Consider the following 14,676-nt stretch of genomic DNA (forward strand, 5'->3'; position numbering starts at 1 on the left):
CATTCGATCTGACTTGGGGTGAGTAACGGGGCTCGAACCCGCGACATCGGCCACCACAAGGCCGCGCTCTACCAACTGAGCTATACCCACCATGTGCCCTGCTCGCGCGGGGCAACCAGATGATTCTCTCACACCTCGGGAGCAAACGACGACACGACGGCAGCAGCGGCTGCGCGCGCGCCGTCGCTCGTCGGACCGGGCTCCGGAACGAACACCGCCTGGCGGTAGTAGGCGAGCTCGCGGATCGACTCGAGGATGTCGGCGAGCGCGCGGTGGCCGCCGTCCTTCGCGGGTGCGTGGATGTACGCGCGCGGGTACCAGCGGCGCGAGAGCTCCTTGATGCTCGACACGTCGACGTTGCGGTAGTGCAGCCAGCGGTCCACCCGCGGCATGTACTTCGCCAGGAACATGCGGTCCGTGCCGATGGTGTTGCCCGCGAGGGGAGCCTTGCCCTCCAGCGGGACGAACCGCTGGATGTACTCGAGGACCTGGAACTCGGCATCCGCCAGGCTCACGCCGTGCGGGATCTCGTCGAGCAGCCCCGAGGAGCGGTGCATGTTCGTGACGAACTCGTTCATGTTCGCCAGTGCCGAGTCGTCCGGTTTGATCACCACCGAGAAGCCCGGGTCGAGCGTTCGCAACTCGAAGTCGGTGACGACCACGGCGATCTCCACCAACTCGTCGACGCCCAGGTCGAGGCCCGTCATCTCGCAGTCGATCCACACCAGACGGTCGTTCTCGGATGCACCCACCATGTGCTCCATCCTTATCGCAAGTCCAGACATCCCACGGGCCTGGACTCAGGTGCCGACTCCCACGCCGGACCCGTTCGCCCCTCCGGGAGGATTCGAACCCCCGACCTTGCGGGTAGAAACCGCTCGCTCTGTCCCCTGAGCTACGGAGGGAAAGGTCCTTCCACACTACCGGGTCGCACCACGCCGTCGCGGACGCTGGCGGATGACGGACTCTCGGCGTAGCGTCAGCACCGGAGGCATCGAAAGGAGTTCACCGATGAGCACCACGGAGACGCACCACCCTCTCTGGGTCGCCTACGGAGCATCCGGCGTCGCCGGAAGCATCCGCAAGGACGACGACGGCTACACGGTCACCATGGCCGGCGCGAGCGAAGCGACGGGTACGTACCCGACGATGGAGATCGCGAAGAGCGCACTTCACTCGCACATGACGCCGGGCAGCGACTGGCCCATGTTCCGCGAGCACTGACCCGCACGGCGCACCCGATCGCGGGTGCGCCGCCGGGTGACGCGCGTCACGCCGAATGCTCGGCGGCGACGCGCGTCGACGTCCTGCGGGTGTCGAGCAGGGGCAGTGCGACGTGCACCAGCGGGCCGATCAGGACCGCGAAGAGCACCGTGCCGATGCCTACCGTGCCGCCGAGGAGCCATCCCACGATCAGCACCGACACCTCGACGAGTGCACGGCACAGCCAGATCGGCCAGCCGAAGCGCGCGTGCATGCCTGTCATCAGGCCATCGCGGGGCCCGGGCCCGAAATGCGCCCCGATGTAGAGGCCTGACGCGATCGCGACCAGGGCGATCCCGCCGAGCAGAGTCGCGAACTGGGCGACGAACCCCGAGATCGGCGGGACGACACCGAGCACGATCTGCATGCTGGTGCCGACCAGGAGGATGTTGGCGATCGTGCCGACGCCCGGCTTCTGCCGGAGCGGAATCCACAACAGGAGCACGAAGAAGCCCACGATATTGGTGATCCAGCCGATGCCGATTCCCGTGCGGACGGAGAGTCCCTGGGCGAAGACGGTCCACGGATCGACGCCGAGGCCGGCTTCGACGGTCAGGGCGCAGCCCGCCCCGTAAAGGAAGAGACCGACGAGCAGCTGGACGATTCGGCGTGGCATGCGTCCATCCAATCGCAGAATTGGATCGCTACCTGCAGTCCAATGCGACTACTCTGGCCTCATGGACTCCCGCATCTCTGCGCGCGCCCTGTCGGCAGCCCTCGGTGGCTGGCGCACGCGCGAACCCGCGTACGAAGCACTGGCGGACGGCATCCGTCTGCTCTGTCTGGACAACCGCCTCGCCCCTCGCACCGCCCTGCCGGCCGAGCGCGAGCTCGCGTCCGCCCTTCACCTGAGCCGCAGCACGGTGGCGGCTGCCTATCGGAGCCTTCGGGAGACGGCCCACATCGCGAGTCTGCGCGGGTCGGGCAGCGTCACGCTGCCCCTCGGGCGGCGAGAGCCCGGGCGCGCCGACGCCGGCGAGGGGATGATCGATCTCCAGCAGGCCAGCCCGCCCGCCTGGCCGGGCTTGGCCGGGATCATGGCCGAGACGGCAGGCGGTGCGTCCGCGCTGGTATCGCGCGTGGGGTACGACGTGCTCGGACGCATCGAGCTGCGTGAGGCGATCGCCGACCGATACACCGCTCGCGGGGTGCCGACGCGCCCGGATGAGGTGCTCGTGACGACGGGCGCCCAGAGCGCGATCCATCTCGTGTCGACCGTGCTCATCGGCCGCGGGGACCGTGTGCTGGTCGAGACGCCGACCTATCCGCACGCGGCCGACGCTCTCCGCCGGGCCGGCGCTCGGCTCGTGGGCGTGCCCGTCACGACCGAAGAAGGCTGGGATCTCGATCGGGCGGAGCAGGCCTTCTCGCGCACGCTTCCCGTGATGGCGTACCTGATGCCCGACTTCCAGAACCCCACGGGCCGGAGCATGAGCATCGGAGAGCGTGAGGCCATGCTCGCGGCGGGGGAGCGGTCGGGGACGGTGCTCGTGCTCGATGAGACGACCGCGGATCTGGACATCGACCGCGGACCGCTCACCGCGGGCTTCGCGGCGTCCGAGCCCGGAACGGTCGTGCGCATCGGCTCTCTGGGCAAGACGGTGTGGGGCGGGCTGCGGCTCGGGTGGGTGCGCGCGGACGGCGACCTGATCCGCAGGCTCGTCGCCGCGCGGCCGGCGCACGACCTCGGCACGCCCGAGTTCGAGCAGGCGATCGCCACCCGACTGCTCTCGCAGTTCGACGACATCGTCCGGCAGCGCTCGGAGCTGCTGCGATCGGGTCGCGACGCGCTGGTGCGAGCGCTGGGGGAGCGTCTGCCTTCGTGGGACGTCCCGGACGTGCATGGCGGCGTCTCGCTCTGGATCGAGCTGGGTGCCCCGCTCAGTTCCGCGCTGGTCATCGAGGCGCGGACGCGCGGCGTGCTGCTGAGCGCCGGGCCGCGTTTCTCCGTGGAGGGCGGGCACGAGCGACACCTCCGCGTGCCTTTCACTGCGCCGCCCGAGGAGATGGTGCGCGCCGCAGACGTGCTCGCGGACGCCTGGTCGTCGGTCCGCGCCGGCGCGCCCTCGACGCTCGTGGAGCAGGTCGGCGCGGTCATCTGAACCACGGGTGGCGCCTCATGCCCGGCGTGCGGGTTCAGCGGGCGAACGCCAGACACTCGACGGCGTCGTCGGCGTTCCAGAAATCGCCCAGATCGCGGAAGACGTGGGCTGCGGGGTTGTAGCGGCGCGCGCGGAAGCGGATGCTGCCCGCCTGTGCGACTTCTTGGAGATGGCCGATCACGCGGCCACCCGGTTCCACGACCCGCCACAGGGAAGGGGCCGCGGCGACGAGACGCATGCGGGTCCGCGACTCGAGCGGCGGAGCGCCCGAGGTGCGGGTTTCGATGAGAGCTGACATGGTGCCTCCTTCGCGTTCGAACATAGCTACGACCTCCGACATCCAGGGTGACGAATTCGTCCGGCGTTTCCTCCCCAGGCAAGCGCACGACGCCGCTGTCCACAGATCACCCGCGCGCCTCACTCCAGGCGCTTCGGCGCGGTGAGGCTGGATCCACTGCCGGCGTCCTCGGGCACGGGGCGCCGGCAGGACCGAGGAGGGTCCTCGGAAGACAGAGAGGATGAGCGATGAGCGACAGAGGCGACACCATCACGATCACCGGGAACGTGGCGACACCTCCCGAGTTGAAACGGACGCCGGCCGGGGTGCCGATCACCACCTTCCGGGTCGCGAGCGGTCAGCGCCGCTACGACCGCGGGGCGGAGGCGTGGACCGACGCCGGGACGAACTGGTACACCGTGTCGGTGTTCCGTTCGCTGGCCGACCATGCCTACAAGTCCTTGCAGAAGGGAGATCGGGTGATCCTCACGGGCCGCCTCCGGCTGCGCGAATGGGACAACGGCACGCGCCGTGGCACGGCGATCGAGATCGACGCCGACGCGATCGGGCATGACCTGCTCTGGGGGACCACCACCTTCGTGAAGGACTCTCACAGCGCGACGATCGACCCCGCCGCGGCGCGGCCGACTCCCGTCGGCGACGACGCGTGGGCGACTCCCGGGATCGACGGCGGGGCCGCGGGCGAGGTCGAAGAGGCCGTGAGGCCGGTACTCGTCGCGGTCGCGGCGGGCGGCGACTCGTCGACGGACGGCATGGAGGCGCCCTTCTGAGGCGTTCAGCTTGCGCGGGGCCGGCGGCCCTAAACTCTCCCCGTGGCCCGAGACCTCCCGCCCCGCGCTCGCTTCGATGTCCGTTCACGGCGCGCCGCGCGGGTGATCCTCACCGTCGCGCTCGTCGGGGTACTCGCGGCGTGCAGCCCCGGTGACCCGGAGGCGACACCCACCCCCACCACGACGACCGCCGACGGCACCCCGAGCCCGAGCGCAACGCCGACGACGCCGGCCGCGCCCACGCTCGTGCCGGACGGAACCGCGGAGGACAACCTCCCGCTGTTCTCGTCGGTCACCGCGGCGGTGTGGGCGACCGACGCCCGGGTGACGGGGCGGGCGTACATCGACGCGCTCACTGCGGCGGGGTTCGACAAGGCCGCGATGCAGGTGACCCAGGATCAGTCGACGGTGGGCAATCCCGCCGAGAGCATCCAGTTCTCGGTGCGCTGGAACGATCAGTGCCTCATCGGCCAGGTGGGCCCGGCGACGGGGGACCCGGTCACCGTCGTGGTGCCGGTGCTCGCCGAGGGGAACTGCCTCGTGGGGCAGACCCGGCCCATCGACTGGTGACGTCCGAGCGCCGCCCACGTCATCCCGGACGCGGGTCGGCTCACGCCGCTCGTCGCATCGCCCGGTAGGCTGGGACGCTGACGTCTGAAGTCCAAGGAGAGCAGAAACCCGCATGGCTGAGTACATCTACTCGATGGTCCGCGCCCGGAAGGCCGTCGGCGACAAGCTGATCCTCGACGACGTCACGATGGCGTTCCTCCCCGGCGCGAAGATCGGCATGGTCGGCCCCAACGGCGCCGGAAAGTCGACGATCCTCAAGATCATGGCCGGGCTCGACACGCCGTCCAACGGCGAGGCGAAGCTGAGCCCCGGCTTCACGGTCGGCATCCTGATGCAGGAGCCCGAGCTCGACGAGACCAAGACGGTCCTCGAGAACATCCAGGACGGCATCGCGATCAAGGCGAAGGTCGACCGGTTCAACGAGATCTCGGGGCTCATGGCAGACCCCGACGCCGACTTCGACGCCCTCCTCGCCGAGATGGGCGTGCTCCAGGAAGAGATCGACGCCGCCGACGCCTGGGACCTCGACTCCCAGCTCGATCAGGCGATGGACGCGCTGCGCACCCCGCCGGGCGACGCCGAGATCGGCCCGCTCTCGGGCGGTGAGAAGCGCCGTGTCGCTCTCACCAAGCTCCTGCTGCAGAAGCCCGACCTGCTTCTGCTGGACGAGCCCACGAACCACCTCGACGCCGAGAGCGTGCTCTGGCTCGAGCAGCACCTGCAGAAGTACCCCGGCGCCGTGATCGCCATCACCCACGACCGGTACTTCCTCGACAACGTGGCGGAGTGGATCGCCGAGGTCGACCGCGGCCGCCTCATCGGCTACGAGGGCAACTACTCGACCTACCTGGAGAAGAAGGCGGAGCGCCTCGCCATCCAGGGCAAGAAGGACGCCAAGCTCGCCAAGCGTCTCGCCGAGGAGCTCGACTGGGTCCGCTCGAACCAGAAGGGCCGCCAGGCGAAGTCCAAGGCGCGCCTCGCCCGCTACGAGGAGATGGCCGCCGAGGCGGACCGTACGCGCAAGCTCGACTTCGAGGAGATCACGATCCCGCCCGGGCCGCGCCTGGGCAGCGTCGTGATCGACGCCAAGAAGCTGCAGAAGGGCTTCGATGGCCGCTCGCTCATCGACGGCCTGAGCTTCACGCTCCCGCCGAACGGCATCGTCGGCGTGATCGGTCCGAACGGTGTCGGAAAGACGACGCTCTTCAAGACCATCGTCGGCCTGGAGCCGCTCGACGGTGGTGCCCTCAAGATCGGCGAGACGGTCAAGATCAGCTACGTCGACCAGTCGCGGGCGAGCATCGACCCGAACAAGACGCTGTGGGAGGTCGTCTCGGACGGTCTCGACATCATCACCGTCGGCAAGACCGAGATCCCCTCGCGCGCCTACGTGTCGAAGTTCGGGTTCAAGGGCCCGGACCAGCAGAAGAAGGCGGGGGTGCTGTCCGGCGGTGAGCGCAACCGCCTCAACCTCGCGCTGACCCTCAAGGAGGGCGGCAACCTGCTGCTCCTCGACGAGCCGACCAACGACCTGGACGTCGAGACGCTGCAGTCGCTCGAGAACGCGCTGCTCGAGTTCCCCGGCTGCGCCGTCGTCATCACGCACGACCGGTGGTTCCTCGACCGCATCGCGACCCACATCCTCGCCTACGAAGGCACTGACGAGAACCCCGACCAGTGGTACTGGTTCGAGGGGAACTTCGAGGCGTACGAGGCGAACAAGATCGAGCGCCTGGGCGCGGAGGCGGCACGTCCGCACCGCACCGCGTACCGCAAGCTCACGCGTGACTGAGACAGGCGACGCGGCGGTCGCAGCCACGGCCGGCGACCGCCGCCTGCACATCCCCATCCACCTGCGATGGGGAGACCTCGACGCGTTCAACCACGTCAACAACACGTCGATGCTGAAGCTGCTCGAAGAGGCCCGAGTGCGAGCGTTCTGGCTGCCCGAGCCGGGCGAGGACGCGCCGCCGACGGCGGTGCTGGACTCGAGCATCTTCAGCGGGATGCTGACGCTCATCGCCCGGCAGGAGATCGAGTACCTGGCGCCCGTGCCGTATCAGCGGCACCCGCTCGACGTGCAGATGTGGTTCGGCAAGCTGGGCGGGTCGAGCATCGAGGTCTGCTACGAGGTCTACAGCCCGGTCGAGTCCGCTGCGGGCGGTCGAACCCTGTACGCACGCGCCACCACGGTCATCGTGAAAGTGGATGCTGAGACCGGGCGCCCGCTCCGGCTCACGGGCGAGGAGCGCGCGGCGTGGGGGCCCTACGTCGGCGAGCCGATCCACTACGCCCACCGGCGGTGACCGGCCGACGGACTCAGCCGGCGTCGCCTCCGGCCCCGGGAACCCGAATCATGATCTCCTGCGCCACGCTGGCCAGCAGGGTGCCGTCAGCGGCGTAGATCCGTCCTGACGCGAGGCCCCGGCCACCGCGGGCGCTCGGGGACTCCTGGACGTACAGCATCCATTCGTCCACGCGGCCGAACCGATGCCACCACATGGCGTGATCGAGGCTCGCGACCTTCAGCCCCGGCGTCGCCCACGAGACGCCGTGTGCGCGCAGGATCGACTCCTGGATGGTGAGGTCGCTCAGGTACGCGAGCGCGGCGCGGTGGATCGCTGGGTCGTCAGGGATCGGGCGGCGCACTCGCATCCAGACGGCCTGGCGCGGCGCCTTCTCGGCGTCCGCCCTGACGTAGATGGGCGCCGGGACGTGCCGAAGATCCACCGGTCGATCGGTGAAGAGCCGCTTGGACATCGGATGCAGGCCGCCGAGGTGCGCCTCGATGTCGGGGAGGTCCTCGGGCGCGGGCACACCCTCCGGCATCGGCTCCTGGTGCTCGAGCCCCGGGTCCTCGTCCTGGAAGGACGCGATCATCGAGAAGATCGGGACCCCCTCCTGGAACGCCTGCGTGCGCCGGGTCGAGAACGAGCGGCCGTCGTGGATGCGGTCCACCGAGAACGTGATGCCCTTCGCGGAGTCGCCGGGGCGCAGGAAGTACCCGTGCATCGAATGCACGATCCGCTCCTCGGGGATCGTGCGCGATGCGGCCACGATGGACTGTGCGAGCACCTGGCCGCCGTACACGCGCCCGAGCGGCATCGACTGCGATGCGCCGGTGAAGATGTCCTCCGTGGTGCGCGCATCGGATGCGCTCAGATCGATGACCGACAGCATCGAGGCGACCGGATCCTTCTCCGGTGCGGTCTCGGCGTTCGGCTCGGCATCCACGGGTGCTCCTCTCCGGGGCGGCGGCCGCCCGTAGGTCCGCTTGGTAGCTTAGAGGCGATGTCACCGCGCCTGTTGCTCGCCGATCCCGAGTCCGCCGCCGACGCCCTCACCTTCGCGGGTCGGGCAGCGCGCTTCACCGTCGAGGGCGTGCGGCTGCAGGCCTCCGGCGGGATCCTGGCGATGACCGCGGCACCGCTCGCGCCGCGCGGATTCGGGGATCCGACGCCGACTGTCCTCGCACTCCGGTCGCTGAACGCGGACCCCGAGCTCGTGTGCGACCTCGTGGTCGAGGCATCCGCCCTCTCTGCGAACGCCGACGATCCGCGCGCCCTCACGCTCCCCGAGACCGCCCTGTCGCCCGCGTGGGCGGGCATCACCCCGCCGCGCAGCGGCTGGGACGCGCGGCCCGGCATCGAGGCCTCGACGCTCGCCGCCAAGGCCCAAGGAGGGATCGCCCGCGTCGCCGACACGGTGCCGACGGATGCCGGCGAGGACGTGGTGCGCACCGTCCGCGCCGCCGTGTGGGGCGCGCCCGACGACGAGCTGGGCGGTCTGCCGCTCGGCGTCGCGTTCGCAGCCCTGAGCCTCGGCTTCATCAGCGGCGGCGAGACCGCTCGGGTCTTCGCGAGCGGACCGTGGACGCGAGTGAGCCTCAGCCGCGGGCACGTGCTGGTGCGCGGACCGGTGGCGACCGGACTCACGCCGGTGCGCCGCACGGGCTCCTCTGCGAACTGACGCTCGCGCGCGAGGCTCAGCTCCGTTCGGTGGGAGCGACGATACGGAACATGCCCGCCATGTCGCCCCGCTCGAACCCGCGGGAGCGGTAGAGCGCATCCCCCTCCGCCGTCGCGAAGAGCCCGACGAATGCGTGGGAGGGGGCATGATCGGCGACCCACGCGAGCAGGTGGTCGAGAAGCCGGGCACCGAGCCCTTCGCCCTGGGCCTCGGGGACCACGGCGAGGTCCTGGACGTAGAAGTACTTCACGCCGTCGCCGACCAGGCGGCCCATGCCGATGGCACGACCGTCCCGAACCGCGACGACGCCGGCGGTGGAGCCCGCGAGCGACGCGTCCATCGTGTCCCAGTCGAAGGCGTGGGTCCATCCGACGGCCTCGGCGATCGTCCGATGCTCGGCGGGAGTCGGGATCCGGTCGACGAATTCCACCGGCGACGGCGTCATACTGCCGCCGCTGCCGCACGCCCGGCGACCCGCCCCGAGAAGAGGCATCCGCCGACGAAGGTGCCTTCGAGGGCGCGGTAGCCGTGGATGCCGCCGCCGCCGAATCCGCTCGCCTCGCCCGCGGCGTACAGGCCGGGAACGGGCTCGCCGCCGGCACCGAGCGCGCGGCCCGACAGGTCGGTCTCGATGCCGCCCAGGGACTTCCGGGTGAGCACGTGCAGCTTCACGGCGATCAGCGGTCCGGACTTGGGGTCGAGGATGCGGTGCGGGCTCGCGGTGCGGATGAGGCGGTCGCCGCGGAACGCGCGCGCCGAGCGCAGCATCGCGATCTGCGCGTCCTTGGTGAAGTCGTTGTCGATCTCACGGTCGCGAGCCTCGACCTCGAATCGGACGCGGTCGGCGTCGAGCGCGTCGCCGCCGGGGAGCGCCTGCATGCCCGCGATGAGGTCGTCGAGGTTGTCGCGCACGACGAAGTCGGCGCCCTGATCCATGAACGCCTGCACGGGACCCGCGGCGCCCTTTCCGAGGCGGGACTTCGCGAGGAGCTTGACGTCCTTGCCGGTGAGGTCGGGGTTCTGCTCGCTGCCGGACAGCGTGAACTCCTTCTCGATGATCTTCTGCGACAGCACGAACCACGAGTGGTCGTGCCCGGTGGCGCGGAGGTGCGCGAGCGTGCCCAGCGTGTCGAAACCGGGGAAGAGCGGGACGGGCAGGCGATTGCCCGTCGCGTCGAGCCAGACCGACGAAGGTCCGGGAAGGATGCGGATGCCGTGATCCGGCCAGATCGGATCCCAGTTCTGGATGCCCTCGACGTAGTGCCACATGCGGTCGCCGTTGATCAGGCGCGCGCCCGCAGCCTCCGACACGGGCTGCATCGAGCCGTCGACGTACGCCGGCACCCCGGTGACCATCGTCGCGGGGGGAGTGCCGAGGCGCTCGGGCCACCACTGGCGGACCAGGTCGTGGTTGCCCCCGATACCCCCGGACGACACGATCGTCGCGTCCGCCGTGACCTCGAACGTGTCGACGACCTCGCGCGAGCTCGCGACGCCGCGCGCGGCGCCGGACGGCGCCAGCACATCACCGGCCGCGCCCGTGACGACGCCGCCCTCGACGGTGAGCGACGTGACGCGATGACGGGGGAGGATCGTCACGCGTCCGTCGGCTTCGCCGGCTTCCACGGCCGCCTGGAAGGGCTCCACGATCCCGGGCCCGGTGCCCCATGTGATGTGGAAGCGCGGCACCGAGTTGCCCGGGCCGGTCGCGGTGTACCCGCCCCGCTCCGCCCAGCCGACGATCGGGAAGAAGCCGACGCCCTTCTCACGCAGCCACGCGCGCTTCTCCTCGTGCGCGAACTGCAGGTACGCCTCGGCCCAGCGTCGGGGCCAGAGATCCTCATCCCGGTCGAACCCGGCATTGCCGAACCAGTCCTGCCGCGCGAGCTCGAGCGAGTCGTGGATGCCGAGGCGCCGCTGCTCGGGCGAATCGATGAAGAAGAGGCCGCCGAACGACCACCACGCCTGCCCGCCGAGATTCGACCGCGGCTCCTGGTCGACGATCGTCACCCGTTTGCCCGCCGCGACCGCCTCCGCGGTGGCGACGAGGCCGGCGAGTCCCCATCCGATGACGAGGATGTCGGTGTGGTGGGAGGGCATGTCGACTCCTTCGTCGGCGAGGGGAGGCTGAGGCGAAGCTCAGCGAGCGGGGTCGGCGTCAGCCGGCGGTGCCGCCGTGACGGGAATGGATGCTGCAGCCCGGGGTCCTGCGGCGGGTCCGATGCCCGAGGGCTCGAAGGTATTCACCATGGCATACGCGGCGCGCTGGAGGTAATCCCAGAGGGTGGCCTCGTGGAGAGGTGGGAGCTGGAGCTCGTCCACGGCGACCCGCATGTGCGCGAGCCAGCGGTCGCGCGCGTCTGGGTCCACGTGGAACGCCGCGTGACGCATGCGCAGCCGAGGGTGGCCGCGCTCCTGGCTGTACGTCGTCGGACCGCCCCAGTACTGCTCGAGGAACAGCGTGAGCCGCTCCTGCGCCGGGCCGAGGTCCTCCTCGGGGTACATGGGGCGCAGGACCTCGTCCTCGGCGACCCCGCGGTAGAACACGTCGACGAGCCGCACGAACGTGTCGTGGCCGCCGACCTCGTCGTAGAAGCTCAGCGGGGTGGCGGGGTCCGTCATGGGGTTCCTCCGGTGGTCGGGCCGGACTCGTCGCCCGTGGACGGTGTCGACGGCTTCTTGGGGGTTCGCTTGGGCTTCCACACGGGGCGCTCCGGCGTGGAAGCGACCGGCGTGGGCTTGGTCTTGGGCGGGTTGGCGCCGCGGACGCGCTGCGCGCCCTCGAGGCCGCTCGGCATGACCGCTGTGAGGGCGGGCAGCGTGATGCCCATCTCGTCGATCGTGTGCTTCAGGCGCATGCGCAGCTCGCGTGCCACGTCGTCCTTCGCGTTCGCACGCGTCTTCATGACGAGACGGATGACGAGCGCGTCGCCCGAGATCGACTCGAGACCCCACACCTCGGGCTGCTCGAGGATCCGCGTGCGCCACTTCGGATCCTTCGCGAGTTCCTTGGCGGTGTCGAGCATCGCCTTCTCGACCTCGCCGATGTCCGAGTCGGTGGCCACCGAGAGATCGAGGATGACGCGCGACCACCCCTGCGAGAGGTTGCCGATGCGCAGGATCTCGCCGTTGCGCACGTACCAGAGGGTGCCGTTGACGTCGCGCACGTGCGTCACGCGGACGCTCACATACTCGACGATGCCCGTCGCGAGTCCGAGGTCGACGACGTCGCCGATGCCCACCTGGTCCTCGGCGACGATGAAGATGCCGTTGAGCACGTCCTTGACGATGTTCTGCGCGCCGAAGCCGAGGCCGGCGCCGATCGCCGCCGTGAGGAGCGTGAGGGATCCGAGCGCGGACGGCGCCAGCACGTTGATGATCAGCAGCAGCGCGATGATCACGATCGTCACGTTGACGATGTTGCCGAGGATGGAGCCGAGCGTGCGCGTGCGCTGGACGAGCCGCACCGACGCGAGCGGCGACCGCTCGAGCGCCTGGGTGTCGTCGACGTTCGCCTTGTTCTTGGCGCCGTTGACGATGCGGCTGACGACCCGGTGGATCACGAAGCGGAGGATCCAGGCGAGAATGAATGCCCCGACGATGATGCCGGCGACGGTCAGCAGGTTCCAGCCGGCCTTCACGAAGAACTCGCCGACCTGCTGCCAGAACTCGATGTCTGCGATGGTCGGCTCGTCAGGAGTCGTTGTGTCGAGGGGGACGCTGATCATCGTCACGATCCTAACGAGGTGAGGATGCGCTCAGCCTGGGCGGCGCTCAGGTTGTGGACCGCTCGTCCGCGGGCGGCGCGGACTCGTCGACCAGCCGGTGACGGTGGGCGAGGATCACGGCCTGCACCCGGTCTCGCGCCCCGATCTTGGCCAGCACACGCCCGACGTGCGTCTTCACCGTCGATTCGCTGAGGAACAGGTGACCCGCGATCTCGGCGTTGTTCATCCCGCGCGCGATCGCGAGGAACACCTCCCGCTCGCGGTGGGTGAGCTCGGCCGTCGGGTCGCTCGCCGGGCTCGTGGGTCCCGTCACGGGCGGCGCCGCGTGGAGCCGGTCGATGAGCCGCCGTGTGACCGACGGCGCCAGCACGGCGTCACCCCGATGCACAGCGCGGATCGCCGCGGTGAGCTCGGACCGGTGCGCATCCTTCAGGAGGAATCCGCTGGCGCCGGCATCGAGCGCCCCCACGGCGTACTCGTCGAGGTCGAACGTCGTGAGGACGAGAACGCGTGTCGACGGGTGTGCGGCGACGATCGACCTGGTGGCCGCGATGCCGTCGGTACGCGGCATCCGTATGTCCATCAGCACCACATCCGGTGCGTGCGCCGCCACCGCACGCAGCGCCTCGTCGCCGTCGGCCGCCTCACCGACCACCTCGACGTCCGTTTCGGCCTCGAGCACCAGGCGGAAGCCGAGGCGGATGAGCTCCTGGTCGTCGACCAGGAGCACGCGGATGGGTGTCGTCATGGTGCGTTCTCCTCGAGGTCGGCCTGCGCGCCTGCCTGCGCCGGCAGGGGCAGCGAAGCGCGCACCGCCCAGCGCCTGCCGTCGACCGCTCCGGCCTGCAGCGTGCCGCCGACGTGCGCCGCGCGCTCGCGGAGCCCCGGGAGGCCGAACCCCGCGCCCCCTGGCGAATCCGCCCCTTCGGTGCGTGGTCGCACGCCGTCGTTCACGATGTCGAGGTCGACGGCGTCCGCCCGCACGGCGATCCGCGCGTCGATCGTGGTGGCGAGGGGGGCGTGCCGCATCGCGTTCGTGAGGGACTCCTGCACGATGCGCGCCACTGCGAACCGCACCTCCGCGGGGACATCGTCGAGGCGACCCTCCACGTGCAGCACGACGGGGAACCCGGCGCGCTGCGCCGACTCGACAGCGTCCGCGACCGACGCCGCGTCGACGGGGGCGAGGGGCGCGTCCGGGGACAGTTCGGGATCGCGCAGCACGCCGAGCATCGCGCGCATCTCGGTCAGGGCGCCGCGCGCCGTGTCGGCGATCTGCTCCGTGACCGCCCCCGCGCGGGCCGGGTCCGGAGTCGCGGTCGCCCCCTCGGCGAGGGCGACGATGACGGTCAGATTGTGCGAGACGATGTCGTGCATCTCGCGAGCGATCCGCGTGCGCTCGGCGGCGGCGCCCAGGCGCGCCTGCTGATCGCGTTCGACGAGCAGCTGGCGCGATCGGTCGATGAGAGCCTCGAGATACCGCCGCCGGTTGCCGACGTTGATCCCGATCAACGCGCCGATGAGCATGGCGATCGCGCCCGACACGAGCGAGGTGACGAGATAGCCCCACGTCGCGGGAGCCGCCAGGCCGGCGATCACCGTGTACACCGCCATCAGGCCGGTCGCCGTGGCGAAGGCGATCCAGCACGACCGCACCGACCGATAGACCGCGACCGCGTAGATCGCGAAAGCCGGAAGGACATGGGCTGCGGGGACCAGGCTCGGCGGCAGGATCACCAGGGGCATCGCCGCCACGGCGAAGACGAGGAGCGGCCGCGAGCGGCGGAACACCAGGGCGACGCAGGCGCCGACGACCACGACGATCGCATACACCGTCTGCGGCACCGTCGGGGGGACCGGGTATTCGGAGCGGAACGCGGCAGTGGGTGCCGACAGGAGGAACGCGAGGACCGCGACGATCACATCGGCGGCTCGCGGATGCCGCGCCCAGAAGCGCCGGAAGACGCCTGGGGGCG

At 70.3% G+C, this 14,676-nt stretch carries 17 protein-coding genes and 2 tRNA genes; 7 read left to right on the plus strand and 12 right to left on the minus strand.

Going from position 1 to position 14,676, the window contains the following annotated elements; all coding sequences use genetic code 11:
* Positions 1-14: 14 nt before the first annotated feature.
* From ACFVSU_RS01350 to ACFVSU_RS01360, 3 genes are all read right to left on the minus strand, one after another.
* Positions 15-90: transfer RNA gene (locus ACFVSU_RS01350), tRNA-His, on the minus strand.
* Between the two features lie 38 nt (positions 91-128).
* Positions 129-755: an oligoribonuclease gene (orn, locus tag ACFVSU_RS01355; RefSeq protein ID WP_310291146.1), complete on the minus strand. Its 627-nt coding sequence runs from the start codon at positions 753-755 to the stop codon at positions 129-131.
* A gap of 77 nt (positions 756-832) precedes the next feature.
* A tRNA-Arg gene (locus ACFVSU_RS01360) sits at positions 833-905 on the minus strand.
* Between the two features lie 106 nt (positions 906-1,011).
* Between ACFVSU_RS01360 and ACFVSU_RS01365 the strand changes: the two genes are divergently transcribed.
* On the plus strand, positions 1,012-1,224 hold the full coding sequence (locus ACFVSU_RS01365) for a methyltransferase (RefSeq protein WP_220287448.1): 213 nt from the start codon (positions 1,012-1,014) through the stop codon (positions 1,222-1,224).
* Between the two features lie 46 nt (positions 1,225-1,270).
* Here ACFVSU_RS01365 and ACFVSU_RS01370 read toward each other — a convergent pair whose 3' ends face one another.
* Positions 1,271-1,879, minus strand: a complete 609-nt coding sequence (locus ACFVSU_RS01370) for a YitT family protein (RefSeq protein WP_387136984.1) — start codon at positions 1,877-1,879, stop codon at positions 1,271-1,273.
* Between the two features lie 61 nt (positions 1,880-1,940).
* On the opposite strand from ACFVSU_RS01370, the gene ACFVSU_RS01375 reads away from it, so the two are divergent.
* Positions 1,941-3,365, plus strand: coding sequence for a PLP-dependent aminotransferase family protein (locus ACFVSU_RS01375; RefSeq protein WP_387136987.1), 1,425 nt, complete (start codon positions 1,941-1,943; stop codon positions 3,363-3,365).
* A 34-nt stretch (positions 3,366-3,399) separates the two neighbouring features.
* Here ACFVSU_RS01375 and ACFVSU_RS01380 read toward each other — a convergent pair whose 3' ends face one another.
* The gene (locus ACFVSU_RS01380) at positions 3,400-3,663 is read right to left on the minus strand and encodes a hypothetical protein (RefSeq protein ID WP_387136990.1); all 264 of its coding nucleotides are present in this window, start codon (positions 3,661-3,663) and stop codon (positions 3,400-3,402) included.
* 227 nt (positions 3,664-3,890) lie between these two features.
* On the opposite strand from ACFVSU_RS01380, the gene ACFVSU_RS01385 reads away from it, so the two are divergent.
* The 4 genes from ACFVSU_RS01385 (at position 3,891) to ACFVSU_RS01400 (ending at position 7,309) form a co-directional block, all read left to right on the plus strand.
* A complete protein-coding gene (locus ACFVSU_RS01385; protein ID WP_387136993.1) occupies positions 3,891-4,433 on the plus strand; it encodes a single-stranded DNA-binding protein in 543 nt (180 codons plus the stop codon).
* Between the two features lie 42 nt (positions 4,434-4,475).
* Entirely contained in the window at positions 4,476-5,003 is a 528-nt protein-coding gene (locus tag ACFVSU_RS01390; RefSeq protein WP_387136995.1) for a DUF6993 domain-containing protein, read from the plus strand.
* 112 nt (positions 5,004-5,115) lie between these two features.
* Positions 5,116-6,795 carry an energy-dependent translational throttle protein EttA gene (ettA, locus tag ACFVSU_RS01395; protein WP_387136998.1) on the plus strand — a complete coding sequence of 560 codons (1,680 nt, stop codon included), beginning with the start codon at positions 5,116-5,118 and terminating at the stop codon, positions 6,793-6,795.
* Positions 6,788-7,309, plus strand: coding sequence for an acyl-CoA thioesterase (locus ACFVSU_RS01400; protein ID WP_387137001.1), 522 nt, complete (start codon positions 6,788-6,790; stop codon positions 7,307-7,309). The genes ettA and ACFVSU_RS01400 overlap by 8 nt, the downstream gene beginning before the upstream one ends.
* A gap of 13 nt (positions 7,310-7,322) precedes the next feature.
* On the opposite strand, the gene ACFVSU_RS01405 is transcribed toward ACFVSU_RS01400, so the two are convergent.
* The gene (locus ACFVSU_RS01405; RefSeq protein WP_387138663.1) at positions 7,323-8,183 is read right to left on the minus strand and encodes an acyl-CoA thioesterase; all 861 of its coding nucleotides are present in this window, start codon (positions 8,181-8,183) and stop codon (positions 7,323-7,325) included.
* A gap of 111 nt (positions 8,184-8,294) precedes the next feature.
* Between ACFVSU_RS01405 and ACFVSU_RS01410 the strand changes: the two genes are divergently transcribed.
* Positions 8,295-8,972 carry a hypothetical protein gene (locus tag ACFVSU_RS01410; RefSeq protein WP_387137003.1) on the plus strand — a complete coding sequence of 226 codons (678 nt, stop codon included), beginning with the start codon at positions 8,295-8,297 and terminating at the stop codon, positions 8,970-8,972.
* A 16-nt stretch (positions 8,973-8,988) separates the two neighbouring features.
* Here the strand turns inward: ACFVSU_RS01410 and ACFVSU_RS01415 are convergent, their stop codons facing one another.
* From ACFVSU_RS01415 to ACFVSU_RS01440, 6 genes are read right to left on the minus strand one after another with little or no spacing between them, the layout of a single operon-like run.
* The gene (locus ACFVSU_RS01415; RefSeq protein WP_387137006.1) at positions 8,989-9,417 is read right to left on the minus strand and encodes a GNAT family N-acetyltransferase; all 429 of its coding nucleotides are present in this window, start codon (positions 9,415-9,417) and stop codon (positions 8,989-8,991) included.
* The gene (locus ACFVSU_RS01420; protein WP_387137010.1) at positions 9,414-11,072 is read right to left on the minus strand and encodes an FAD-binding dehydrogenase; all 1,659 of its coding nucleotides are present in this window, start codon (positions 11,070-11,072) and stop codon (positions 9,414-9,416) included. The genes ACFVSU_RS01415 and ACFVSU_RS01420 overlap by 4 nt, the downstream gene beginning before the upstream one ends.
* 39 nt (positions 11,073-11,111) lie before the next feature.
* The gene (locus ACFVSU_RS01425) at positions 11,112-11,594 is read right to left on the minus strand and encodes a globin (protein WP_310291127.1); all 483 of its coding nucleotides are present in this window, start codon (positions 11,592-11,594) and stop codon (positions 11,112-11,114) included.
* On the minus strand, positions 11,591-12,700 hold the full coding sequence (locus ACFVSU_RS01430; protein ID WP_387137013.1) for a mechanosensitive ion channel family protein: 1,110 nt from the start codon (positions 12,698-12,700) through the stop codon (positions 11,591-11,593). Before ACFVSU_RS01430 ends, ACFVSU_RS01425 begins: the two co-directional genes overlap by 4 nt.
* 46 nt (positions 12,701-12,746) lie before the next feature.
* Complete coding sequence (locus tag ACFVSU_RS01435; protein ID WP_387137016.1) at positions 12,747-13,448, minus strand: response regulator; 702 nt, start codon at positions 13,446-13,448, stop codon at positions 12,747-12,749.
* A complete protein-coding gene (locus ACFVSU_RS01440; protein ID WP_387137019.1) occupies positions 13,445-14,623 on the minus strand; it encodes a sensor histidine kinase in 1,179 nt (392 codons plus the stop codon). Before ACFVSU_RS01440 ends, ACFVSU_RS01435 begins: the two co-directional genes overlap by 4 nt.
* Positions 14,624-14,676 lie beyond the last annotated feature (53 nt).

The sequence above is a fragment of the Microbacterium sp. NPDC058062 genome, from assembly GCF_042885375.1.
In the GTDB taxonomy this organism is placed as follows: Bacteria; Actinomycetota; Actinomycetes; order Actinomycetales; family Microbacteriaceae; genus Microbacterium; species Microbacterium trichothecenolyticum_C.